The sequence below is a fragment of the Cupriavidus sp. GA3-3 genome (assembly GCF_000389805.1).
GTDB classification, from domain to species: domain Bacteria; phylum Pseudomonadota; class Gammaproteobacteria; order Burkholderiales; family Burkholderiaceae; genus Cupriavidus; species Cupriavidus necator_D.
Map to the genome: position 1 here is coordinate 17,432 of NZ_KB944486.1, position 23,026 is coordinate 40,457.

At 67.6% G+C, this 23,026-nt stretch carries 23 protein-coding genes; 16 read left to right on the forward strand and 7 right to left on the reverse strand.

Going from position 1 to position 23,026, the window contains the following annotated elements:
* Positions 1–32: 32 nt before the first annotated feature.
* The gene (locus C265_RS20695) at positions 33–803 is read right to left on the reverse strand and encodes a septal ring lytic transglycosylase RlpA family protein (RefSeq protein ID WP_176844251.1); all 771 of its coding nucleotides are present in this window, start codon (positions 801–803) and stop codon (positions 33–35) included.
* Between the two features lie 281 nt (positions 804–1,084).
* Between C265_RS20695 and C265_RS20700 the strand changes: the two genes are divergently transcribed.
* The 3 genes from C265_RS20700 to C265_RS20710 all read left to right on the forward strand — a co-directional run bounded on the left by C265_RS20700 (position 1,085) and on the right by C265_RS20710 (position 2,831).
* Positions 1,085–1,735 (forward strand): MBL fold metallo-hydrolase, encoded by a 651-nt coding sequence (locus C265_RS20700; protein WP_010812131.1) that lies wholly within the window; start codon positions 1,085–1,087, stop codon positions 1,733–1,735.
* A gap of 4 nt (positions 1,736–1,739) precedes the next feature.
* The gene (locus C265_RS20705; protein ID WP_010812132.1) at positions 1,740–2,396 is read left to right on the forward strand and encodes a hypothetical protein; all 657 of its coding nucleotides are present in this window, start codon (positions 1,740–1,742) and stop codon (positions 2,394–2,396) included.
* Positions 2,397–2,603: 207 nt separating this feature from the next.
* Positions 2,604–2,831 carry a hypothetical protein gene (locus C265_RS20710; protein WP_010812133.1) on the forward strand — a complete coding sequence of 76 codons (228 nt, stop codon included), beginning with the start codon at positions 2,604–2,606 and terminating at the stop codon, positions 2,829–2,831.
* Between the two features lie 88 nt (positions 2,832–2,919).
* On the opposite strand, the gene arsC is transcribed toward C265_RS20710, so the two are convergent.
* Complete coding sequence (gene arsC / locus C265_RS20715) at positions 2,920–3,279, reverse strand: arsenate reductase (glutaredoxin) (RefSeq protein WP_010812134.1); 360 nt, start codon at positions 3,277–3,279, stop codon at positions 2,920–2,922.
* Positions 3,280–3,453: 174 nt separating this feature from the next.
* On the opposite strand from arsC, the gene C265_RS20720 reads away from it, so the two are divergent.
* Positions 3,454–4,035, forward strand: coding sequence for a GNAT family N-acetyltransferase (locus C265_RS20720; RefSeq protein ID WP_010812135.1), 582 nt, complete (start codon positions 3,454–3,456; stop codon positions 4,033–4,035).
* A 97-nt stretch (positions 4,036–4,132) separates the two neighbouring features.
* Entirely contained in the window at positions 4,133–4,417 is a 285-nt protein-coding gene (locus tag C265_RS20725; protein ID WP_010812136.1) for a hypothetical protein, read from the forward strand.
* A gap of 87 nt (positions 4,418–4,504) precedes the next feature.
* Here the strand turns inward: C265_RS20725 and C265_RS20730 are convergent, their stop codons facing one another.
* Both C265_RS20730 and C265_RS20735 read right to left on the reverse strand, forming a co-directional pair.
* Positions 4,505–5,773 (reverse strand): M20/M25/M40 family metallo-hydrolase, encoded by a 1,269-nt coding sequence (locus C265_RS20730; RefSeq protein WP_010812137.1) that lies wholly within the window; start codon positions 5,771–5,773, stop codon positions 4,505–4,507.
* Between the two features lie 57 nt (positions 5,774–5,830).
* Positions 5,831–7,087 (reverse strand): allantoate amidohydrolase, encoded by a 1,257-nt coding sequence (locus tag C265_RS20735; protein WP_010812138.1) that lies wholly within the window; start codon positions 7,085–7,087, stop codon positions 5,831–5,833.
* Positions 7,088–7,512: 425 nt separating this feature from the next.
* On the opposite strand from C265_RS20735, the gene C265_RS20740 reads away from it, so the two are divergent.
* The 5 genes from C265_RS20740 (at position 7,513) to C265_RS20760 (ending at position 12,726) form a co-directional block, all read left to right on the forward strand.
* Positions 7,513–8,913: a C4-dicarboxylate transporter DctA gene (locus tag C265_RS20740; RefSeq protein WP_010812139.1), complete on the forward strand. Its 1,401-nt coding sequence runs from the start codon at positions 7,513–7,515 to the stop codon at positions 8,911–8,913.
* Between the two features lie 48 nt (positions 8,914–8,961).
* Positions 8,962–9,654 carry a GntR family transcriptional regulator gene (locus tag C265_RS20745; protein ID WP_010812140.1) on the forward strand — a complete coding sequence of 231 codons (693 nt, stop codon included), beginning with the start codon at positions 8,962–8,964 and terminating at the stop codon, positions 9,652–9,654.
* A 576-nt stretch (positions 9,655–10,230) separates the two neighbouring features.
* Positions 10,231–11,034 (forward strand): SDR family oxidoreductase, encoded by an 804-nt coding sequence (locus tag C265_RS20750; RefSeq protein ID WP_010812141.1) that lies wholly within the window; start codon positions 10,231–10,233, stop codon positions 11,032–11,034.
* Between the two features lie 49 nt (positions 11,035–11,083).
* Positions 11,084–11,863 carry an enoyl-CoA hydratase-related protein gene (locus C265_RS20755; RefSeq protein WP_010812142.1) on the forward strand — a complete coding sequence of 260 codons (780 nt, stop codon included), beginning with the start codon at positions 11,084–11,086 and terminating at the stop codon, positions 11,861–11,863.
* 26 nt (positions 11,864–11,889) lie between these two features.
* Positions 11,890–12,726, forward strand: coding sequence for a crotonase/enoyl-CoA hydratase family protein (locus C265_RS20760; RefSeq protein WP_010812143.1), 837 nt, complete (start codon positions 11,890–11,892; stop codon positions 12,724–12,726).
* A 10-nt stretch (positions 12,727–12,736) separates the two neighbouring features.
* Here the strand turns inward: C265_RS20760 and C265_RS20765 are convergent, their stop codons facing one another.
* The 3 genes from C265_RS20765 to C265_RS20775 all read right to left on the reverse strand — a co-directional run bounded on the left by C265_RS20765 (position 12,737) and on the right by C265_RS20775 (position 14,899).
* The gene (locus C265_RS20765) at positions 12,737–13,117 is read right to left on the reverse strand and encodes a DUF2784 domain-containing protein (RefSeq protein WP_010812144.1); all 381 of its coding nucleotides are present in this window, start codon (positions 13,115–13,117) and stop codon (positions 12,737–12,739) included.
* Positions 13,118–13,134: 17 nt separating this feature from the next.
* Entirely contained in the window at positions 13,135–14,055 is a 921-nt protein-coding gene (locus C265_RS20770) for a LysR family transcriptional regulator (RefSeq protein WP_010812145.1), read from the reverse strand.
* A gap of 148 nt (positions 14,056–14,203) precedes the next feature.
* Positions 14,204–14,899: a hypothetical protein gene (locus C265_RS20775; protein ID WP_010812146.1), complete on the reverse strand. Its 696-nt coding sequence runs from the start codon at positions 14,897–14,899 to the stop codon at positions 14,204–14,206.
* Between the two features lie 283 nt (positions 14,900–15,182).
* Here C265_RS20775 and gcl point away from each other — a divergent pair, with 283 nt between their 5' ends.
* The 6 genes from gcl to C265_RS20805 all read left to right on the forward strand — a co-directional run bounded on the left by gcl (position 15,183) and on the right by C265_RS20805 (position 22,897).
* On the forward strand, positions 15,183–16,967 hold the full coding sequence (gcl, locus tag C265_RS20780) for a glyoxylate carboligase (RefSeq protein WP_010812147.1): 1,785 nt from the start codon (positions 15,183–15,185) through the stop codon (positions 16,965–16,967).
* A gap of 111 nt (positions 16,968–17,078) precedes the next feature.
* Complete coding sequence (hyi, locus tag C265_RS20785; RefSeq protein WP_010812148.1) at positions 17,079–17,861, forward strand: hydroxypyruvate isomerase; 783 nt, start codon at positions 17,079–17,081, stop codon at positions 17,859–17,861.
* A gap of 57 nt (positions 17,862–17,918) precedes the next feature.
* Positions 17,919–18,833: a 2-hydroxy-3-oxopropionate reductase gene (glxR, locus tag C265_RS20790; protein ID WP_010812149.1), complete on the forward strand. Its 915-nt coding sequence runs from the start codon at positions 17,919–17,921 to the stop codon at positions 18,831–18,833.
* A 66-nt stretch (positions 18,834–18,899) separates the two neighbouring features.
* The gene (locus tag C265_RS20795; protein WP_010812150.1) at positions 18,900–20,222 is read left to right on the forward strand and encodes a glycerate kinase; all 1,323 of its coding nucleotides are present in this window, start codon (positions 18,900–18,902) and stop codon (positions 20,220–20,222) included.
* A 109-nt stretch (positions 20,223–20,331) separates the two neighbouring features.
* The gene (gene pyk, locus C265_RS20800; RefSeq protein WP_010812151.1) at positions 20,332–21,795 is read left to right on the forward strand and encodes a pyruvate kinase; all 1,464 of its coding nucleotides are present in this window, start codon (positions 20,332–20,334) and stop codon (positions 21,793–21,795) included.
* 232 nt (positions 21,796–22,027) lie between these two features.
* Positions 22,028–22,897, forward strand: coding sequence for a neutral zinc metallopeptidase (locus tag C265_RS20805; protein WP_010812152.1), 870 nt, complete (start codon positions 22,028–22,030; stop codon positions 22,895–22,897).
* Positions 22,898–23,026: the final 129 nt, after the last annotated feature.

Below are 23,026 nucleotides of genomic sequence, written 5' to 3' on the forward strand. Positions count from 1 at the left end.
GCGCGCGGCGGCATGCGGCGGCGCTGCCCTGGTCAGCGCCGTGTGCGCTTGACGGTCTTGCCGCCGGCCTTGGTCGACTTGCGCGCCTTGGCGGGCGCCAGCGAGTTGGCCAGTTCCGGCACGGATACGTCGTCGTCGCCGCTGCCGTCGCCGGCCTCGGTGCCGCCGGCATCGATCTGCGGACCCAGCGCGGCCACTTCGGTGCGCGTCAGGCGGCGGATTTCGACGTTGGTGGCGCCGCGTTCGACAAAGCCCAGGCGGCGCGCGGCGCCGTAGGACACGTCCAGCACGCGGTTGCCGTGGTATGGCCCGCGGTCATTGATGCGCAGCACTGCAACCTTGTTGTTGCGCAGGTTGCGCACCAGCACCCAGCTGTCGAGCGGCAGCGTCGGATGGGCGGCGGTCATGGCGCGCATGTCGAAGCGTTCGCCGTTGGCGGTCTTGCGGCCATGGAAGCCCTTGCCGTACCAGGACGAAACGCCGCGCTGCTCGAACGTGCCGATGTCGGCGCGCAGGCCGTCCAGCGAGCTGCCGCTGCGGCCTTCATCCGCGTCATAGCCGAACAGGTTCCAGCTGCCGCCGCCCGAGGCGCGCGCGGACTTGTTGTCTGCGTCGGTGCGATCGGTCTTGCCGGCCTTGCCGTTCTTTGCCGCGCGCGTGGGCACGGCGCCAGCGTTGTCGTTGCTTGCGTTGTCGCCTTCAGGGGGCGTGGCACAGGCGGCCAGCACCACGGCACATGCGGTGCATGCGCCGAGCTTGGCCAGCCGTTGCCAGCGCTTAACGAGAGCGGAGATCCGTAACATGGGCGGCAGTCTAACATTGACTCTTTACGACTATCTCTTTCATTTTGTTACGAAATCTGTGCGATTTCGCACGATCATGACCTATCTGCCCGGAATCCCGCTTGTGGCAAGGGATTCCCGCCCGAGACGGGGCTTTCGCGCGGGTAATGCATAAAGCACACGACTTGCATCGCGGGCGGTGAATCGCCGCCCGGCGCTACAATGCTGGGCACCGCCCGCCGTCCGTGCGGGCCACTCCGTGGCGCCCGGCCAGAAGGCGCCCGGCGCACAAGAAATCGTCCATGAAAGCCCTGCTCATTCCCGTCACGCCCTTCCAGCAAAACTGTTCGCTGCTGATCGATGAAAGCACCGGCCGCGCCGCGGTCTGCGATCCCGGCGGCGACCTGGATCGCATCCGTGAGGCGGTCAGGGAGCAAGGCGTCACGCTGGAAAAGATCTTCCTGACGCATGGCCATGTCGATCACTGCGCCGGCGCCGCAGCGCTCGCGCGCGAGCTGGATATCCCCATCGAAGGCCCGCAGCAGGACGAGCGCTTCTGGATCGAGCAGCTGCCCGAGCAGACGCGCCGCTTCGGCTTCGGCCACGCCGAGAGCTTCGAGCCAGACCGCTGGCTGGAGAACGGCGACACCGTGCAGTTCGGCAACGAGACGCTGGAGGTCTACCACTGCCCCGGCCACACGCCCGGCCACGTGGTGTTCTTCTCGCGCGCCAACCGGCTGGCGGTGGTGGGCGACGTGCTGTTCGCCGGCTCGATCGGCCGCACCGACTTCCCGCGCGGCAACCATGCCGATCTGATCCGCTCGATCCGCACGCGGCTGTGGCCGCTGGGCGAGGACGTGACTTTCATTCCCGGGCACGGCCCGGTCTCCACCTTCGGCGAGGAACGCCGCAACAACCCGTTCGTGGCCGATCACCTGACCGACGTGGGCTGAGGCCGTGGCCAAGCGACAGGTGCCCGACACCCGCCCGGAGATCTACGTCAGCACCGACGTGGAAGCCGACGGCCCGATCCCGGGCCCGCATTCGATGCTGTCGTTCGCGTCCGCGGCAATGCTGGCGGACAAGACCGTGGTGGGCACGTTCTCCGCCAACCTCGAGACCCTGCCCGGCGCCGCCGGCCACCCGGTGCAGATGCAGTGGTGGCAAACCCAGCCCGAAGCCTGGAGCGCCTGCCGGCGCGACCTGCAGCGCCCCGAGGACGCCATGGTCCGCTATGTCGAATGGGTCGAGAGCCTGCCCGGCAAGCCGGTCTTCGTGGCCTTTCCGGCCGGCTTCGATTTCACCTGGATGTTCTGGTACATGATGCGGTTCGCCGGGCGCTCGCCCTTTGGCTGGGCCGCCCTCGACATCAAGACGCTGGGCTTTGCGCTGACCGGGCGCCCCTACCGCAAGACCGTCAAGGCGGCCTTCCCGGCCGCCTGGATGGATCCGCTGCCGCACACCCATGTGGCGCTGGACGATGCGCTCGAACAGGGTGCGCTGTTCTGCAACATGCTCGCTACGCTGCGTGAGCGCGAGGCCGCACTGGCCAGCCTGGCGTCCGATGCCGCAGCGGACGCTAGCGAGCCCTCACCTTCGTCCGGGCAGCCCTGAACGGTTGCTGCGCCGCGGCAGCCACGGCGGCACGCCCCTTGCAGGCTTTGCGTTCGCATCCCACGCCAGCGCGCCTATAGTAGAAGCGGATATGGCGTACCGGGCGAAACGAGCCACAGACTATCCGGCGCACTTGCGCAGCCACGCCATATGCCGTTTGAGCCATGTTGCCCGGATCGCGCGGCGCCTGCCGAGGAGGTGTCGATCATGCGTTTTCATACCGACCTGCACTTGAGAGACCTGGCCGGCCGGATCCATTGGCCGCATGCCACGCGGGGCGCCACACCTATCACCCATCGCCACACCTCGGATGAGGACGCCGAAGTCGCCAAGGCCACGCTATACGTCAGCACGGTGACGCTGGTGGTGCTACTGGTCGTACTGGCGGCCATCGCTTTCGGTCAGGAGGCCATGCACTGGCTGGGTGTTCATTAGACGACCCGCCTGAAGCTGTTTGCCTCAAGCACCGGCCGGCCCCCACCACGTGGGGGCCGGTTTTATTTGGTGCCGTGCATGGGCTGGCTCAGGCCAGCAGCGGCGCCACGTTCTCGGGCGGCCGGCCGATCGCGGCGCGGCGGTTGCGCACCACCACCGGACGCTGCAGCAGGATCGGGTTGTCGGCCACGGCGGCCAGCAGCTCGGCCTCGGTCAGGCCAGGATCGGCCAGGCCCAGATCGGCGTACGGCGCTTCGTTGTCGCGCAGCATCTCGCGTACCGGCACGCCCAGCATGGTGTGCAACTGGCGCAGCGTGGCCAGCGACGGCGGCTCTTTCAGGTATTCCACGATTTCCACCGGTTCGCCCAGCCGCTCGCTGGCGGCCTGGACCAGGGCGAGCGTTTCGCGCGACTTGGAGCAGCGGGGGTTGTGGTAGATGGTGATCATGGCAGGGTCCTTTCTTGTCGTTGCCGTGCCCCGCCCCGGGGCGTTGGCACTAATGCGGTGCAAATCAATCCGCACTATATACAAGACACCGGCCCTCGCGCAGCATCACGCTGGTGCAAGTGGCCGGCACGCATCCTGCGTTGCCCCAAGTCCTTGCATAGGGCGCCATTCCCGATGACTTCCACTACCGTTTCCGCCACGACGCCGTCCGCCGGCACGCGCAAACCCTTCACCCTGCGCGACGCCACACCCGCCGACGTTCCTGCCATCCACGCCATCTACGCGCACCATGTGCTGCACGGCCGCGCCTCGTTCGAGGAAACGCCGCCGAGCCTGGACGAGATGCAGCTGCGTTTTGCCGAAGTCCACCGCAAGGGCCTGCCCTACCTGGTCGCCGTGCGCGACGGCGAGGTGCTGGGCTATGCCTATGCATCGTCCTACCGCGCGCGCAGCGCCTACCGCTTTGCCATCGAGGATTCGATCTATATCGACCACCGCCGCGTCGGCGAGGGCCTGGGCCAGGCCCTGCTGGCCGAACTGGTCGCCCGCTGCGAGACCGGTCCCTGGCGCCAGATGGTCGCCGTGATCGCCTGCACCGCCGGCGGCGAAGGCGCCGGTTCGCTGGCCGTGCATGAGCGCCTGGGCTTCCGCACCGTCGGCCGGCTGGAAGCGGTGGGGTTCAAGCACGGGCAATGGATCGATACGGTGCTGATGCAGCGGGTGCTGGGGGTGGGGGCGACGACGCTGCCGGCGTAGGAGGAATCGGCCGCGGCAAGTTCAGACGTGTCCCATAGTCGCGCAGGTGCCCTGGTATCGACAATGCCTATTCTTCGTCATTACAAGGACATTGGACATGCTGGTGTCGGAAGAAGCCCCGTTCATTCTCACGCTGAACCCGCAATTACGTGACGCATTCATAGCCGAGGCCGCGGCTGGGCGCCTTACCACCTCGCAGGTTGCTGAAGCGCTGGTGCGCGAGTATCTGGCGCGGCGCCGGCAGGCACGCGACGAGGAGGTCCTTTTCCAGCAGATGATTGAGGAAGGCAGGGCTTCGATGCGTGCCGGCATCGGCATTCCGAATGAGCAGGTGGAAGCAGAGTCCGCCGCGTGGTGTGCCGCGATATTGCGGAAAGCTTGAGAACAAGAAAGCAAAGCGCCACGGGGTCTCCGTGGCGCTTTTGCGTTGGCCGACTGCCTGTTGGCGGTCCGGCTCAATCGAAATGACTTACTTCATCAGGTCCGACAGCGCCAGCGCCACCACCTTGGTCGCGCGGTTCAGGTCGTTCAGGCGCAGGTTCTCGTCCGAGTTATGGCCGCGGGCTTCCATCAGCGTGCGCGGGCCGGCGCCGTACAGCACGGTCGGGATGCCGCGCTTGGTGTAGTGGCGCGCGTCGGTGTAGAGCGGCACGCCTTGCACCGGGATCTCCACGCCGAATACGGACTCGGCACGGCTCTTCAGCGCGCCGATCAGCTTTTCCACGCCCGGCAGTTCCGACAGCGGCTCGGCCAGGATGATGCGCTCGACCTTCACTTCGATGCCCGGACGGTCCTTGGCGGCCTTTTCCACCACGGCGCGGATCTCGCCTTCGGCGTCGAAGCCGATTTCCTCGGGGATCATGCGGCGGTCGACGCGGAAGGTCACCAGGTCAGGCACCACGTTGGTATTGATGCCGCCCTTGATCAGGCCGACGTTCAGCGTGGCGGTGTCGATGCCCGGCACCTTCGACTTGCGCGTGGCCAGCTCGGCGCGCAGGCCGTAGATGGCTTGCAGGATGTGGGTGGCGGCTTCGATCGCATCCACGCCCGTATGCGGCATGGCGGCGTGGCCCTGCTTGCCCTTGACCGTCACTTCGACGTGCAGGCAGCCGTTGTGGGACGAGGTGATGCCGTACGAGAAGCCGGCCGAGATGGCGTAGTCGGCCTTGCTCAGGTTGTTGTCGAGCAGGAACTTGGGACCGATGTCGCCGCCGGTTTCCTCGTCATAGGTGAACTGCAGCTCGACCGCGCCGTTGATCCTGGCGCCCTGCTTCTCTGCTTCCATCAGCGCCAGCACGGCGTAGGTGTAGGTGGCGAAGTCAGATTTGGATACCGCCACGCCGCGGCCGTACATGACCGGGCCGTGCTCGCTGTCGGCCACTTCACCGCCGTACGGGTCCTTGGTCCAGCCCAGGCCCGGGGGCACCACGTCGCCGTGGGCGTTCATGGCGATGGTCGGGCCGCCCGTGCCGAACTGCTTGCGCACGATCAGGTTGGTGGCGCTGATCATGCCGGCTGCCTTCACCAGCTCGTCCGGCACCTTGTGCGCCTCCACCGTGAAGCCCAGGCCCTCCAGCAGTTCCTTGGCGCGCTTGCCATGGGCGTCGCAGTCGCCTGCGGGGTTGTCCGAGGGCACCTTGACCAGTTCGGCCAGGAAGGCTTCCTGTTCCGGACGGTGCTGGTCGATGAACTGCGTCAGCGTGGTTTCAGTGGGGTTCATATTGTCTCGTGCGGTCATGACTTGTTCTCTCAACTACGGAGGGGTTCGGGTGGGTTCCGGGGAATCTGCGCTGGCTTACTGCGGCAGGCGGAAGTGCTCGACGAAATCGCTGAACACGCGCGCGGACAGGGCGGCGTCCTCGGCGGTCATGGTTTCGGTGGGATGGTGGCTGATGCCGCCGTTGCCGCAGCGCACGAACAGCATGGCGACGTCGGCGATGGCGGCAATGGCCATGGCGTCGTGGCCGGCGCCCGACGGCAGGTGGCGCACCGGCACGCCCTGGCGGGCAATCGCGGCGGCCCATTGCTCTTGCAGCCACGGGGCGCAGGGAACACTCTTGGCCTCATGGGTCTTGCGCACCTGCGTGCGCACGTTGCGGCGCGCGCACACGCGCTCGATCTCGGCCAGCACGTCGTTGACGGCGGCCTCGCGCTCGGCGTCAGCGCCGGCGCGGATGTCGATGGAGAACACGGCGCGGCCCGGCACCACGTTGGCGGCGCCGTTGGGCACGTTGAACTGGCCGACCGTGCCGACCAGGCCCGGCTTGCCGCCGCAGCGCTTCTCGATATACAGGCCGATCTCGGCCCCGGCCATGGCGGCGTCGCGGCGCATGTCCATCGGCACCGTGCCGGCGTGGCCGGCCAGGCCTTCGAGCTCGACGATAAAGCGGGTGGCGCCGGAGATTGCGGTCACCACGCCCACCGGCAGGTTTTCATTGAGCAGCACCGGACCTTGTTCGATGTGGACTTCGATGAAGGCCGCGACCTTGCTGCTGTCATGCCTGGCGGCGGGCAAGGCAGTGGCGTCGAAACCGGCCTCGCGCATCACCTGGCGCATGGTCTTGCCGCTGTCGTCGACGTTGTCCAGCACGTTGTTGTCGAAGGTGCCGGCGATGGCGCGGCTGCCCAGCAGCGTGGCCTTGAAGCGCACGCCCTCTTCCTCGGCAAAGCCGACCACCTCGATCGCAAACGGGAAGCGCTTGCCCTGGCGGTTCCATTCGGCCACGCACGCGATCGGCAGGATCACGCCGAGGTTGCCGTCATAGCGGCCGCCGTCGCGCACGGTGTCGAAGTGCGAGCCCGTCAGCAGCGCCGGCGCATCGGGCGAGGTGCCCTCATAGCGGCCGATCACGTTGCCGGCGGCGTCGCGCCGCACCGTCATGCCGGCCTGCTGCATCCATTCGGTCAGCTGCGCGGCGGCGCCGTGGTGGGCCTCGGTCAGGTAGGTACGGGTGAGCATGCCGGGCTGCTCGGTGTGGACGGCCAGGGCGTCGGCCCAGGCCATGATGCGCGTGCCAGTCTCTGCGGCGGACGGCGACGGATTTGCTGCCATGCGTTGTCTCCTGCTGGAAGTGCGTGAACGCCGCGGCGGGTGGTCCGGCAAGACCCGCCGGCGTCTGCCGCAAGGCCTGCCGGCGCGGGCGTGGCGCCCGGGCCGAAGCTCTATTCTGTGCGATTCATGTTAGCACAGTGAATTCAAAAATTGCATACAAAAATGATATGCACTATATTCGCTTCCACGTTCAGACAATTTGCCGCGGACAATCCGGTCCGGACAGGCGATTGCGTGGATTCCGCCTCAACAGGGGGGCCATCCGCGAAGTGGCGCGCTCCCGACCCGGAAGCCAGCACGGAACGTAAGGCCGGCAGCCACCCGCCAGTAGAGCAGTACGGGGCCGCCGGTGATTCCTGGATCAGATGGGCCAGCCAGCGCCAGCCAATGGACAGGCGCCGGACCGGCCCGGTACGGAGACAACCATGCAGCATGCAGTTCCCTCGCAGCCCCGCCCCGGCGCCCCCCAGCCCCGTTTGCACATCCGCTTCACCCGTTCGCTGTTTGGCCAGGTGCTGATTGCCCTGGTAATTGGCACGGCACTCGGCCTGGCATTCCCTGAATTCGCCGCCAAGCTCAAGCCGCTTGGCGATGCCTTTATCAAGCTGATCAAGATGCTGATCGGCCCGATCGTGTTCTGCGTGGTGGTGGCCGGCATCTGCGGCGCCGGCGAGCTGAAGAAGGTCGGCCGCGTCGGCATCAAGGCGGTGGTGTACTTCGAGATCGTCACCACCATCGCGCTGGCGCTGGGCATCCTGCTGGCCTATGTGTTTCAGCCCGGCGTCGGCATGAATGTCGACCCGCGTTCGCTCGATGCGTCGGCCATCGCCGGATTTATCGACAACGCGACCAAGGTGAAGGACCAGGGCACGGTCGACTTCCTGCTCAAGCTGATCCCCAATACCGTGTTCGGCGCCTTTGCCAACGGCGACGTGCTGCAGGTGCTGCTGGTGTCGATCCTGTTCGGCTGCGCGCTGTCTCTGGTGGGTGAGCCGGGCCGGCCGCTGGTCAGGCTGATCGACACCTTCTCGCATACGCTGTTCAAGATGATGGGCTTCATCATCAAGCTGGCGCCGCTGGGCGTGCTGGGCGCGGTGGCCTTCACCGTGGGCAAGTACGGCATCGGCTCGCTCAAGCAGCTCGGCTTCCTGGTATTCCTGTTCTACGGCGCGGTGATCGTGTTCGTGCTGGTGGTGCTGGGCACCATCATGCGCGTGTGCGGCTTCTCGGTGATCAAGCTGATCCGCTACCTGCGCGCCGAGCTGCTGGTGGTGCTGGGCACGGCCTCGTCCGACAGCGTGCTGCCGCAGGTGATGAAGAAGCTGGAGTTCATGGGCATCAAGAAGTCGGTGGTGGGCCTGGTGATCCCGACCGGCTACTCGTTCAACCTGGATGCGTTCTCGATCTACCTGACGCTGGCCGCGGTTTTTATCGCGCAGGCGACCAACACGCCGCTGGCGATGGGCGACCTGCTCGGCATCCTGGCGGTGGCGCTGGTCACCTCCAAGGGCGCGCACGGCATCCCCGGCTCGGCCATCGTGATCCTGGCCGCGACGCTGTCGGCACACCCGGCGATTCCCGCCATCGGGCTGGTGCTGGTGCTGTCGGTGGACTGGTTCATCGGCATCGCGCGTGCACTGGGCAACCTGATCGGCAACTGCGTGGCGACCGTGGTGGTGGCCGCCTGGGAGAAGGATATCGACCGCGAACGGGCCCATGGCGTGCTCAACGGCGCCATCGAGGCGACCGACCTGGATGCTGGCCTGGCCGCGATGGCGGAGGACGGCGTTACCGCCGGTTCTCCGGTCCCTGCGCCGGGGCGATAGAATCATGCCATCTCCCCAACCGCGCAGCCCCTGCGCAAGTGCGCTGCCATGCCCGAGCATATCGATCCTGACATGACCGCCGAAGCGATCGCCGAAGACATTGTCGCGGCCATCGTTTCGCACCGCCTGCCGCCCGGCACCAAGCTGCGCGAGGAGGCCCTGGCCAGTGTCTACCGCGTCAGCCGCACCAAGGTGCGCGCGGCGCTGCTGATGCTGTCCAAGGACAAGGTCATCCAGATCGTGCCCGACAAGGGTGCCTTCGTGGCCAAGCCCAGCGCCGAGGAGGCGCGCGAGGTCTTCGCGGTGCGCCGCATCCTGGAAGCGGCGCTGGCGCGCGAGTTCGTTGCCAAGGCGACCCCGGCCGACTACAAGCGCATCGACCGCCACCTGGCGGCCGAACGCAAGGCGCTGGGTGGCAACGATGCGCAGGTGCGCACCCGGCTGCTGGGCGACTTCCATATCGTGCTGGCCGAGGTGGTCGGCAACGGCGTGCTGACCGAGATGATGCGCGAGCTGTCGACGCGCAGCGCGGTCATCACCATGCTGTACCAGTCGCGCCGCGACGCGGCCTGCTCGTCGGACGAGCACCGCGAATTCATCGAGGCCGCCCGTGCCGGCGATGTCGAGCGGGCCGTCACGCTGATGGTGGACCACCTGGGCCACGTGGAAGGTGCGCTGCATTTCGAGGAAACCGCGCCGGTGTCGCGCGGCAAGGACCTGGTGACCGCGCTGCTCGCGTAGGCGTCTGCTTGACGTGAGTCAAAGCGGCCACTGCCGCCCGCGCGCACACTTGACCCCGCCATGAAGACGCGGGGGCGCACTTCATGAGCACTCTGCCTTCCGGCACCTCATCGTCGGAAGGCCGCCCGCACGCTGCAACGGTGTGCGGGCTTTCTTTTTTCTGAGGACTGGGTTTTGCGCTGCGGAATGGCGCCCTGTCCCGCCGCCTGGCCGCGACGCAGTCCCGCACCCGTTTTTTCCTTTCCCGCCAGCTAGTTGCAGCGCCCGGAAGGCATTCCCGGCGCCGCCATTGTTGCGTCCGCGGTGGCCGGCATTGCCGGCAATACGCGAGATCGAATCCCGGCTTCGGGTTAGGATGCCGGAGGCCCGAGCCAGAGGCTGGCGCCGCCCCCCGCAGGATCCGGGGCGGACGCACACCAGAACAGAAACATGGAGACCGTCATGCGCCATCGCGCGATACCTGCGCTGCAGCCACGCCGCCGGCGCTAGCTCTCCCCTGCATTTCACAACGCCACGGTCCTGCCTGACGCCGGATCGCGGCCCGCATCGCATGACCATCGATCGAGAGGACTTCCCATGCCCAGTGCCTTCCGCCCCGACGCCTTTGCCGGCAAGACCGTATTCGTCGCCGGCGCCTCCTCTGGCATCAACCTCGGCATCGCGCACGGCTTCGCGCGCGCCGGGGCGAAGCTGGCGCTGATCAGCCGCACCGCCGAGCGCATCCAGGCCGCCGCCGACACCATCACCGCGGCCGGCGGCACCGCCATCGGCATGGCCGCCGACGTGCGCGACTATGCCGCAGTGGAAGCGGCCTTCGCACGCGCCCAGGACAAACTGGGACCGATCGACGTGGTGATCTCCGGCGCCGCGGGCAACTTCCTCGCGCCCGTGGTCGGCATGTCGGCCAATGCCTTCAAGACGGTGGTCGATATCGACCTGCTCGGCACCTTCAACGTGTTCCGCGCCAGCTTCGACCACCTGGCCAAGCCGGGTGCGTCGCTGATCGCGATCACCGCGCCGCAGGCGGTCAACGCCATGATGTTCCAGGCCCATGCCTGCGCCGCCAAGGCCGGCATCAACATGCTGATCAAGTGCCTGGCGATGGAATGGGGCCCGGCCGGCGTGCGCGTGAACGGCATCTCGCCCGGCCCGATCGCCGACACCGAAGGCATGGCGCGGCTGGCGCCCACGGCCGAGATGGAGGCGCGCTACAAGGCCCGCCTGGCGCTGCGCGACTACGGCACCAAGGACGATATCGCCGATGCCGCGATGTACCTGAGCAGCGACAACGCGCACTACGTCACCGGCACCATCCTCGACTGCGACGGCGGCAGCAAGCTGGGCGACGCCTCCGCCGACGCGCTGAAGAAGCCGCAGTAAGTTTCCGCACCCGCACCGAACCACGACCAAGCAACAAGGAGAACCACCCATGACGGCATCCGTCCTCTATCAAGCCAGCGAAGGCGTGGCCACGCTGACCCTGAACCGCCCGGACGTGCTCAACGCGATGAACGGCGACCTGATGCGCGAGCTGCGCGAGGGCGTTGAGCGCGCCGCCGGCGATGCCGGCGTGCGCGCCGTGCTGATCACCGGCGCGGGGCGCGGCTTCTGCGCCGGCGCCGACCTTGCCGCGCGCGGCAAGGATGGCATCTCCGATTCCGGCACGCTGCTGCGCGAGCGCTACCACCCGATCATCATGGCGCTGCGCCAGATGCCCAAGCCGGTCGTCACCGCGGTCAACGGCGTGGCCGCCGGTGCCGGCATGAGCCTGGCGCTGGCGGGCGACGTGGTGCTGGCGGCCCGCTCGGCCAGCTTCCTGCAGGCCTTCTCCAAGATCGGCCTGGTCCCGGACGCCGGCAGCACCTACTTCGTGCCGCGCTATGCCGGCGAGATGCGCGCCCGCGCGCTGGCCATCCTGGCCGAGAAGATCGATGCCGAGGAGGCCCAGCGCATCGGCCTGGTGTGGAAGGTCCACGCCGACGACGCGCTGCAGGACGAGGCCGGCAAGCTGGCCCGCCACCTGGCCACCATGCCGACCATGGCCTACGGCATGATCAAGGAAGCCCTCAACCAGAGCTTCGACAACGACCTGGCCGCGCAGCTCGAAGTGGAAGCCACGCTGCAGTCGCGCGCCAGCCGCAGCGATGACTGCAAGGAAGGCGTAGCCGCCTTCATGGAGAAGCGCAAGCCCCAGTTCAAGGGCCGTTGAGAACCCGCATCACAAGGAGCCAGCGCATGAGCGCCAGCAGCAACGAACGTATCCTCGTCACCATCGAAGACGGCGTCGCCGACGTCCGCCTGAACCGCCCCGACAAGATGAACGCGCTCGACCAGGCCATGTTCGACGCGCTGATCGAGACCGGCGAGCAACTGGCGCGCATGCCCGACCTGCGCGCCGTGGTCCTGTCAGGCGAGGGCCGCGCCTTCTGCGCGGGGCTGGACATGGGCCGCATGGCGGGCATGTTGTCGGGCGGTGGCGGCGAATCCCACAACGACAGCATCGGCGCGGGCCGCCTCGGCAAGCGTACCAACGGCATGTCCAATCGGCCGCAGTACGCGTGCATGGTCTGGCGCGAACTGCCGGTGCCGGTCTTCGCCGCGGTCCACGGCGTGGCTTTCGGCGGCGGGCTGCAGGTGGCGCTGGGCGCTGACGTACGCTACGTCGCGCCCGATACCAGGCTGTCGGTCATGGAAATGAAGTGGGGGCTGGTGCCCGACATGGCCGGCATGGTGCTCACGCGCGGCCTGGTGCGCCCCGACGTGCTGCGCGAGCTGATCTACAGCGCGCGCGTGCTGAGCGGCACCGAAGCCTGCGAACTGGGCCTGGGCACCTACCTCGCCGACGACCCGCGCGCCGCGGCGCTGGAAGCCGCGCGCCAGGTGGCACAGAAGAACCCGGATGCGATCCGCGCGGCCAAGCGCCTGATGGCGGTGGTGGAGCGCGGCGACAATGCCGCCATCCTGCAGGCCGAGTCCGACGAGCAGGACCGGCTGGTCGGCTCACCCAACCAGCGCGAGGCAGTGCTGGCCAATATGCAGAAGCGCGCGCCGCGCTTCGAGCCGGCGGGCTGAAGCAAGCCGCTCAGTGGTGGTGCCGCGCGGCTCGCCGGCGGCGCCACCACAACGCATAGACCACCACGTTGACCACCAGCACCACCGCGCCGAGCCACAGCTGCACCGCGGGCGTGAGCCCGGCCGGATAGATCAGCGGCAACAGGTAGCGCTCGACAAAACCGCCGCTGTAGCCCGCCTGTCCCGCGGCCCGGCGCAGCATGTTTTCCAGCGGCGTCAGCGGGCAGATCCAGCCGGACCATTCGATCAGCACGCCCCACACCGCCGCCGGCAGGTGCAGCCATGCGACACGCGGCCAGCGCAACACCAGCAGGCCGCCCGCCACCACGAACAGGATAAACAGCCCGTGCACGATGACCACCAGGTCGGCCAGCCAGGCTGTGATCGGCATCGCGCTCGGCGGCGGCCTCAGTTGCCGCCCGCCGTGTCCATCCAGTAGCCCGGGCGCGCGAACTGCGCCTTCAGGTGCTCGATGAAGAAACGGATCTTGGCCGGCACCGGCCGCTGCTGCGGGTACACGGCAAGGATGTCGTAGGCCGGCAGCGCGTATTCGTCCAGCACCGTGATCAGCTCGCCGCTTTCCAGCTGCGGCAGGATCTCCCAGGTCGAGCGCCAGCCCAGGCCCAGGCCCTCGCCGGTCCAGCGGTGCAGCAGCTCGCCGTCGTTGCAGTCCAGGTTGCCGTTGACGCGCACGGTCACGGTCTTGCCGTTCTGGCTGAAGTACCAGCCGCGCTGCTGGCCGCCCTGCAGGTTGAACGCCAGGCAGTTGTGCTGGGCCAGGTCGTCCAGCGTCTGCGGCACGCCGTACCTGGCGAAGTACGCCGGCGTGCCGCACACCACGCGCTTGTTCGAGGCCAGCTTGATCGCGACAAAGTTCGGGTCGATGGCGCCGCCGATGCGGATGCCGACGTCATAGCCTTCGCGCACCAGGTCGACCACGCGGTCGGTCAGGTTGAACGAGATCTGCACTTCCGGGTTGGCCGAGAGGAACGCCGGCGCGTGCGGTGCCACGTGCTTGCGCCCGAACGCCGCCGGTGCCGAAACGATCAGGTGGCCGGTGGCCTTGTGCTTGCCTTCGGCGATCAGCATCTCGGCGCGGTCCAGGTCGGCCAGCGCCTTCTTGCACTGCTCCATGAACACCGCGCCCTGCTCGGTCACGGCGATGCGGCGCGTGGACCGGTGCAGCAGCTTGACGCCGATGCGGGCTTCCAGCGCGTTGATGCGGCGGCCGATCATCACCGGCGTCACGTTCTGCGTGAGCGCCGCGGCCGCCATGCTGCCGTGCTCCACCACGGCGATAAAGGCTTCGATTTGCTTGAGTTTGTCCATCGGATATTCGTCTCCCGGGCGCCATTGTGCGGCATCCCCGGGGATGTGGCATCACTGCGCGGCTGATGGGCAGGATCGCGGCATCCGCATACGGCCGCGTCAGGGCCGCTGCCAGGGGCATGCCGCGTCACCCCAAGCCGGTGCGGAATCAGGCGGCCGGAGCCGCCCGCGCCCTGACCTGCGCGTTCATCTCGGCCGCTTCGCCCAGCACATGGGCCAGCCGCCGCAGCGGCCGGCTGCATTGCACGTGCAGGTACAGGTAGCAGGCCGCGCCGGTCACCACCATCACGCCGTAGAGCCACAGCAGCGTCCCGGCCATGGCCTGCTGGCGCGGCAGTGCCGCCACCACGGCCGCGGCCGGCGCCAGTGCCAGCAGCCCTGCCAGGGTGCGCGCAGCACCTTCCCACAACCGCAGTTGCAACACCACACGCCGCTGGCGCGCCTGCAGCTGCTGTGGCGGGATGCGCGCCAACCGGCGCAGCAGCGCATCCTCGGCCACGCTGTGGCGGTCCATCTCGGCGGCCTGCCAGCGCAGCGGATGGCGCAGCGTGGCCAGCACGGTGCCGGCGCGCGTGAGTCCGGCGCCGACGTAACAGGCGGCCGACAAGGCCAGCAGCGCCTCGAAGGTCCGCAGCGACCACGGCGGCACCGGGTGCTTCAGCCACAGCCGCCAGACGGCCAGGGCCGCGCCACTCAGGATGGTCGCGACCAGCGCCGCGATAAAGCCCACCCACAGCGCGCGCCCGAGGCGGCCGCCCGGCGCCGGAGGGTAGGCGGCCGGCCCGGGCGGGACGGCGGCAAGCGCTTCAAGCAGTTCGTAAGTAGACGGCAGCCTGGAATACATGGTCGGCCCGGATGGCGAGGAATCCCGCCATTTTGCCGCACTGCGCTGCGGCGGCCGGCCGGCGCGGCCCCGTACCCACCGCTGCGCTGCGTGCCCGCACCGTCACACCACATATCCAATTGCGTACCCCGGCGTACCCCCGCCGACCGTCCGATCTGGCTTCCAAGGCGATATTGCGTACCCCAGGTATCGAATCAACTGATCTCCCTTCTGTTTATCCCACCCCGCCTGCGGGAATAGGATCGACTCCAACGGAATTCACACCATCACTGGAGACAAGATCATGGCAAAGATGAGAGCAATCGACGCGGCAATCGCCGTGCTGGAGAAGGAAGGCGTGACCACGGCATTCGGCGTGCCGGGCGCGGCCATCAACCCGTTCTACTCGGCAATGCGCAAGTCGGGCAACATCAACCACGTGCTGGCCCGCCACGTCGAGGGCGCCTCGCACATGGCCGAAGGCTACACCCGTGCCGAGCCGGGCAACATCGGCGTCTGCGTCGGCACCTCGGGCCCCGCCGGCACCGACATGATCACCGGCCTGTACTCGGCCTGGGCCGATTCGATCCCCATCCTCTGCATTACCGGCCAGGCCCCGCGCGCCCGCCTGTACAAGGAAGACTTCCAGGCCGTCGATATCGAGTCGATCGCCAAGCCCGTGACCAAGTGGGCCGTGACCGTGCGCGAGCCGGCCCTGGTGCCGCAAGTGTTCCAGCAAGCCTTCCACATCATGCGTTCGGGCCGCCCGGGTCCGGTGCTGATCGACCTGCCGTTCGATGTGCAGGTGGCCGAGATCGAATTCGATGTCGACACCTACCAGTCGCTGCAGCCGTACAAGCCGGCAGCCTCGCGCGCCCAGATCGAGAAGGCCATCTCGATGCTGAACGCGGCCGAGCGCCCGCTGATCGTGTGCGGCGGCGGCGTGATCAACGCCGACGCGGCGGATCTGCTGGTCGAGTTCGCTGAACTGGTCAACGTGCCAGTGGTGCCGACCCTGATGGGCTGGGGCGTGCTGGCCGACGACCACCCGCTGCAAGCCGGCATGGTCGGCCTGCAGACCTCGCACCGCTACGGCAACGCCACGCTGCTGGCTTCGGACTTCGTGATGGGCATCGGCAACCGCTGGGCCAACCGCCACACCGGCAGCGTCGATGTCTACACCAAGGGCCGCAAGTTCGTGCACGTCGATATCGAACCCACCCAGATCGGCCGTGTGTTCGGACCTGACCTGGGCATCGTGTCGGACGCCAAGGCCGCGCTGGAACTGTTCGTTGAAGTTGCCCGCGAAATGAAGATGGCCGGCCGCCTGCCGTGCCGCAAGTCGTGGGTGGCCGACGTGCAGAAGCGCCGCCGCACCATGCAGCGCAAGAGCGATTTCGACAACGTGCCGGTCAAGCCGCAGCGCGTGTACCGCGAGATGAACCAGTACTTCCCGCGCGACGTGCGTTATGTCAGCACCATCGGCCTGTCGCAGATCGCCGCGGCCCAGTTCCTGTCGGTCAACGAGCCGCGCCACTGGATCAACTGCGGCCAGGCCGGCCCGCTGGGCTGGACCATCCCGGCCGCGATCGGCGTGAAGACCGCCTCGCCGGATTCGGATGTGGTGGCGATCTCGGGCGACTACGACTTCCAGTTCATGATCGAAGAACTGGCCGTGGCCGCGCAGTTCAAGGTGCCGTACATCCACGTGGTGGTGAACAACTCCTACCTCGGCCTGATCCGCCAGGCGCAGCGCAACTTCGAGATGGACTACTGCGTGCAGCTGGCCTTCGACAACGTCAACTCGCCTGAACTGAACGGCTACGGCGTGGACCACGTCAAGGTGGTCGAGGGCCTGGGCTGCAAGGCGATCCGCGTGTTCAAGCCGGAAGACATCGCCCCGGCCTTCGCCGAAGCGCGCGACCTGATGGCCGAGTTCTCGGTGCCGGTGGTGGTCGAGGTGATCCTGGAGCGCGTGACCAATATCGCGATGGGCACCGAGATCGACAACGTCAACGAATTCGAGCCGATCGAAGACCTCGAGGACATCGAGGAAGCGATCCTGAAGGAAGAAGTGGAAACGGCGTAAGCGGCACCATTCCAACATGGAAGCGCGGGCCACGGCCCGCGCAAATCCAGCGCCCCTGCATCACCGGTTCTGCACCGGCAGAACGACAACACAACTAAACCGGAGAGACTCATGACTAAACTTGCGGCCAACCTCACCATGCTGTTCAACGAAGTCGGTTTTCTCGACCGCTTCGAAGCCGCCGCGCGCGCGGGCTTCCGCGGCGTGGAATTCCTCTTCCCCTATGCCTTCCATGCGGACCAGATCGCTGACCGCCTGAACCGCTTCCAGCTGGACCTGGTGCTGCACAACCTGCCCGCCGGCAAGTGGGAAGCGGGCGAGCGCGGCATTGCCTGCCACCCGGACCGCGTCGGCGAGTTCCAGGACGGCGTGGGCGAGGCCATCAAGTACGCCAAGGTGCTGGGCGTGCGCCAGCTGAACTGCCTGGTCGGCATCCAGCCGCAGAACGTCAAGCGCGAGCAGGCCCAGGAAACGCTGGTGGAAAACCTGCGCTTCGCCGCCAGCGCGCTCGCCGCTGAGCATATCGACCTGCTGGTCGAGCCGATCAACACCTTCGACATCCCCGGCTTCTTCCTGTCGCGCACGCAGCAGGCGGTGGACCTGATCAACCAGGTCAATGCGCCCAACCTGTACGTGCAGTACGACATCTACCACATGCAGCGGATGGAAGGCGAGATCGCCAACACCATCAAGGCCAACCTGCCGAAGATCAAGCACGTGCAGCTGGCCGACAACCCGGGCCGCAATGAACCGGGGACCGGCGAGCTGAACTACCGCTTCCTGTTCAAGTTCCTGGACGAGATCGGCTACAACGGCTGGATCGGCTGCGAGTACAAGCCGAAGACCACCACCGAAGCCGGCCTGGGCTGGCGCGCCGAGCACGGCGTGCAGTAACGGGTTACCACCTACGCCAACCAAGACAGACTTAATCTCATTCAAGGAGACATCAACATGGCAAACCAACGCAACGTCGGCTTCATCGGCCTGGGCATCATGGGCGCACCGATGGCGGGCCACCTGCGCGCCGCCGGCCACACGCTGTTCGTGCATGACGTCAACCCGGCCCCGCAAGCGCTGGTCGATGCAGGCGTGACCGTCTGCACCAGCGCCGAGGAAGTCGCCAAGCGTGCCGACATCATCGTCATCATGGTGCCGGACACCCCGCACGTGGAAGCCGTTCTGTTCAGCGAAAAGGGCGTGGCCGCCGCGTTCAAGGCTGCCGGCAAGGAAGCCAGCCACAGCAAGATCGTGGTCGACATGAGCTCGATCTCGCCGATCGCCACCAAGGACTTCGCCGCGCGCATCAACAAGCTGGGCGCCTCGTACCTGGACGCTCCGGTGTCGGGCGGTGAAGTGGGCGCCAAGGCTGCTTCGCTGACGATCATGGTCGGCGGCCCGCAGGAAGCCTATGACCAGGTCAAGCCGCTGTTCGACCTGATGGGCAAGAACGTCACGCTGGTCGGTGGCAACGGTGACGGCCAGACCACCAAGGTGGCCAACCAGATCATCGTCGCGCTGAACATCCAGGCCGTGTCCGAAGCCCTGCTGTTCGCCTCCAAGGCCGGCGCCGATCCGGCCAAGGTGCGCCAGGCGCTGATGGGCGGCTTTGCGGCTTCGCGCATCCTGGAAGTGCACGGCGAGCGCATGGTCAAGCGCACCTTCGACCCGGGTTTCCGCATCGAACTGCACCAGAAGGACCTGAACCTGGCGCTGCAGGGTGCCAAGGCACTGGGCGTGGCACTGCCCAACACCGCCACCGCGCAGGAGCTGTTCAACACCTGCGCCGCCAACGGCCTGGGCAAGCAGGACCATTCGGCCCTGTGCCGCGCGATCGAGATCATGTCTAACCACCAGATCGCCAAGTAAGCAGCAACCACGTCGTCCCCGCCCTGCGGGGACGACTAGCTTTCCCCGTCAGCACCAGGACTTTTCATGCTCGCCACCGAACCTCAAGCCGCCCTGCTCTCGCCCCAGCGCGCCGCAGCGCATCCCGCACAGTCCGACGCGCGCGCGCTGTTGCGCGACCTGTTCGACACCGCGGTCGCCTCCGTCAGCGCCAGCCATTGCCTGCCGCCGCACCTGCCCACGCCGCCCAAGGGCCGCACGGTGGTGATCGGCGCCGGCAAGGCCGCTGCCGCGATGGCGCAGGCGGTCGAGGCGAACTGGCAAGGCGAGCTGTCGGGCCTGGTGGTGACGCGCTACGGCCATGGCGCCGATTGCCAGCGCATTGAAGTGGTCGAAGCCGCGCATCCCGTTCCCGACGAAGCCGGCCAGCGCGCCGCGCAGCGCATGGTGGAACTGGTGCAGGGCCTGACCGCCGACGACCTGGTGCTGTGCCTGATTTCCGGCGGCGGCTCCGCGCTGCTGGCCGCGCCCGCGCCGGGCCTGACGCTGGCCGACAAGCAGGCCGTGAACAAGGCGCTGCTCAAGAGCGGCGCGAGCATCGGCGAAATGAACTGCGTGCGCAAGCACCTGTCCGCGCTCAAGGGCGGACGCCTGGCGCTGCACTGCGCCCCGGCCCGCGTCGAGACCCTGCTGATTTCCGATATCCCCGGCGATGACCCGACCCTGATCGCAAGCGGCCCGACGCTGCCCGACGCGACCACCTGCGCCGACGCGCTGGCCGTCATCGCCAAGTACGGCATTGAAGTCCCCGCCAACGTGCGCGCCCACCTGGAGAGCGGCGCCGGCGAAACGCCCAAGCCCGGCGATGCCCGCTTCGAAGGCCACCGCAACGTGACGCTGGCCACCGCGCAGCAATCGCTGGAAGCCGCGGCCGCGCGCGCGCGTGAACTGGGCTACGAGGCCCACATCCTGTCCGACTGCATCGAAGGCGAAGCCCGCGAAGTGGCCGAAGTGCACGCTGCCATCGCGCGCCAGGTGGCGCAGCGCGGCCAGCCCTTCAGCAAGCCCTGCGTAATCCTGTCCGGCGGCGAGACCACCGTGACCGTGCGCGGCAAGGGCCGCGGCGGGCGCAATGCCGAGTTCCTGCTGGCCCTGGCGGTGGCGCTCGACGGCCTGGCCGGCGTGCACGCAATTGCCGGCGACACCGACGGCATCGACGGCTCCGAGGACAACGCCGGCGCGCTGCTCTCGCCCGACACCCTGACCCACGCCGCCGCGCGCGGTCTGTCGGCGCGCGCGCACCTGGACAACAACGACGGCTACGGCTTCTTTGCCGGCGTGGGCGACCTGATCGTCACCGGCCCGACCCGCACCAATGTGAATGACTTCCGCGCCATCCTGATTGTGTAGGTCCTGCAGTCGTCAGCGCAGTACCGCCATACCGAAGCAGTCGTTCACCTGAACAGCATTACCCGGCGCGCCACATGGCGCGCCGTCCGCGAATGGAAGAGGAGACATCATGAGACGCCAGCGCAAAGCGAAGATCGTTGCCACGCTTGGACCCGCAAGCACCGACATCGCGGTAATCCGCGAACTGTTCGAGGCGGGCGCCGACGTGTTCCGGCTGAACTTCAGCCACGGCACGCACGAAGACCACCGCGCGCGCTACGATGCCGTGCGCAAGATCGAGGCCGAAACCGGCCGCCCGATCGCGATCCTGGCCGACCTGCAGGGCCCGAAGCTGCGCATCGGCACCTTCGCCGCCGGCAAGGTCGCGGTGCGCGCGGGCGATGTGTTCGTGCTCGACAGCGATCCCACCCCGGGCGACGGCACCCGCGTCTACCTGCCGCACCCCGAACTGTTCGCCGCCGCGCAGCCGGGCCAGTCGCTGCTGATCGACGACGGCAAGGTACGCCTGTCGATCGAGGCGGTGACCACCGGCACCATCACCACGCGCGTGGTCAACAACGGCACGCTGTCCGACCGCAAGGGCGTGAACGTGCCCGACGCCGTGATCCCCATCCCCGCGCTGACCGAGAAGGACCGCAAGGACATGGACTTCGCGCTGTCGCTGGGCGCTGACTGGATCGGCCTGTCGTTCGTGCAGCGCCCGTCCGACATCGTCGAAGCGCGCGAGATCGTCGGTACCCGTGCCGGCATCCTGTCCAAGATCGAGAAGCCGGCCGCGCTGCAGCAGCTCGAAGAGATCGTGCGCGTGTCCGATTCCGTGATGGTGGCGCGCGGCGACCTCGGCGTGGAACTGCCGCCCGAGCGCGTGCCCGGCGTGCAGAAGCGCATCCTGCGCGTGTGCCGCCAGCTGGGCAAGCCGGTGGTGATCGCCACGCAGATGCTGGAATCGATGATCGACTCGCCGGTGCCGACCCGCGCCGAAGCGTCGGACGTGGCCAGCGCCATCTATGAAGGCGCCGACGCGGTGATGCTGTCGGCCGAGTCGGCCAACGGCCGCTACCCGGTGCCGGCGGTGTCGATGATGAACCGCATCGTCACCGAGGTGGAACGCGACCCGCTGTACCGCAACCTGCTCGACGCCCAGCACGAGACCCCGCTGAACACGCGCCAGGATGCGATCTGCGCGGCGCTGCGCGAAGTCACGCAGATCATCGGCGCCGTCGCGACCGTGACCTACACGTCCTCGGGCGCCACCGCGCTGCGCGCCGCGCGCGAGCGGCCGTGCGCACCGATCGTCAGCATCACGCCAAACCTGGAAATCGCGCGCCGCCTGGCCATTGCCTGGGGCGTCCACTCCACCGTGAGCCCGGATGTGCAGAGCGTGGATGAAATGGTCGAAGCCGCCACGCGCGCGGCGGTGGCCGAAGGTTATGCCGTGCCTGGCGACCAGATCACCATCGCCGCGGGGATGCCGTTCGGGCAAGGCGGGACCACCAACCTGCTGCGCGTGGCTGAAGTTGGCGCCAGCGCGGTGGCAACCGCACCGGCTGCGCGCGAGGCCGCCTTGGCCTGACCGCGCTGCTTGCGTTCCCGTCCCGGAACGTTCGCGTCATGACGGAACCGGGTGCAGACCCGGTTTCTTTGTTTTGCCGCACACCGCCTGCGTTGCCCGTCTCCAGGGCGAGTGGGTGGTGTTTTTTTGTTTGGGCCTGGTGTCCGGCACCGAAAACAGCAGCTGACACCGGATTGCTATACTGCTTGCCATCCTCCCACCCCGCAATTTCCCCTCCCCCCCGGAGTCCCCCATGCGCCTAGATGACGAAGCCGAAAGCCAGCACGTTGAAGACCGCCGCGGCGGATTCGGCGGTGTCGGCGGCAAGACCATCGGCATCGGCACGGTCATCGTCGCGCTGGCGGCGTCCTATTTCTTCGGCATCGACCCGATGCTGATCATGCAGGGCGCCTCGGTGCTGCAGGGCTCCGGCCCGCAGCAGCAACAGCAGCAGGCGAACCGCCCGCCGGCGACGGATCAGATGACGGTGTTCACGCGCAAGGTGCTGGGCAATACCGAGCGCACCTGGCAACACATCTTTGAAGCCCAGCTGAACCGCCGCTATGCGCCCCCCACGCTGGTGCTGTTCTCGGGCGCCACACCCACGGCATGCGGCACCGGCCAGTCGGCGATGGGTCCGTTCTACTGCCCCGGCGACCAGAAGGTCTATATCGACCTGGCCTTCTATGACGAGCTGCGCCAGCGCTTCGGCGCCAGCGGCGACTTTGCCCAGGCCTATGTGATCGCGCACGAGATCGGCCACCATGTGCAGAACCTGCTGGGCGTATCGGACAAGGTCGACAGCGCGCGCCGCCGCATGGGCGAGGCGCAGGCCAACCAGCTCTCGGTGCGCATGGAACTGCAGGCCGACTGCCTGGCAGGTGTCTGGGCCGCCACCGCGCAGCGCGCCAACCAGCAATTGCTGGAGCCCGGCGATATCGAAGAAGGCCTGAAGGCCGCCGCCGCGATCGGCGACGACCGGCTGCAGCGCCAGTCGCAGGGCTATGTCGTGCCGGAGGCCTTTACCCACGGCTCCAGCGAGCAGCGCGTGCGCTGGCTGCGCCGCGGCATCGAGTCCGGCGATATCCGCAAGTGCGATACCTTCGCCTCGCGCGACCTGTAAGCGCAGGCTCCACCCCCGACGTGGGAAGGGTGCCGACAATGTGATGTTTGCGTTGCCCGGACTTTGTTCCCTGTCTATAATCGCCGGCAAGGCCGCATTGCGACGGCCAGTCGCCGGCGTCGATCCTCA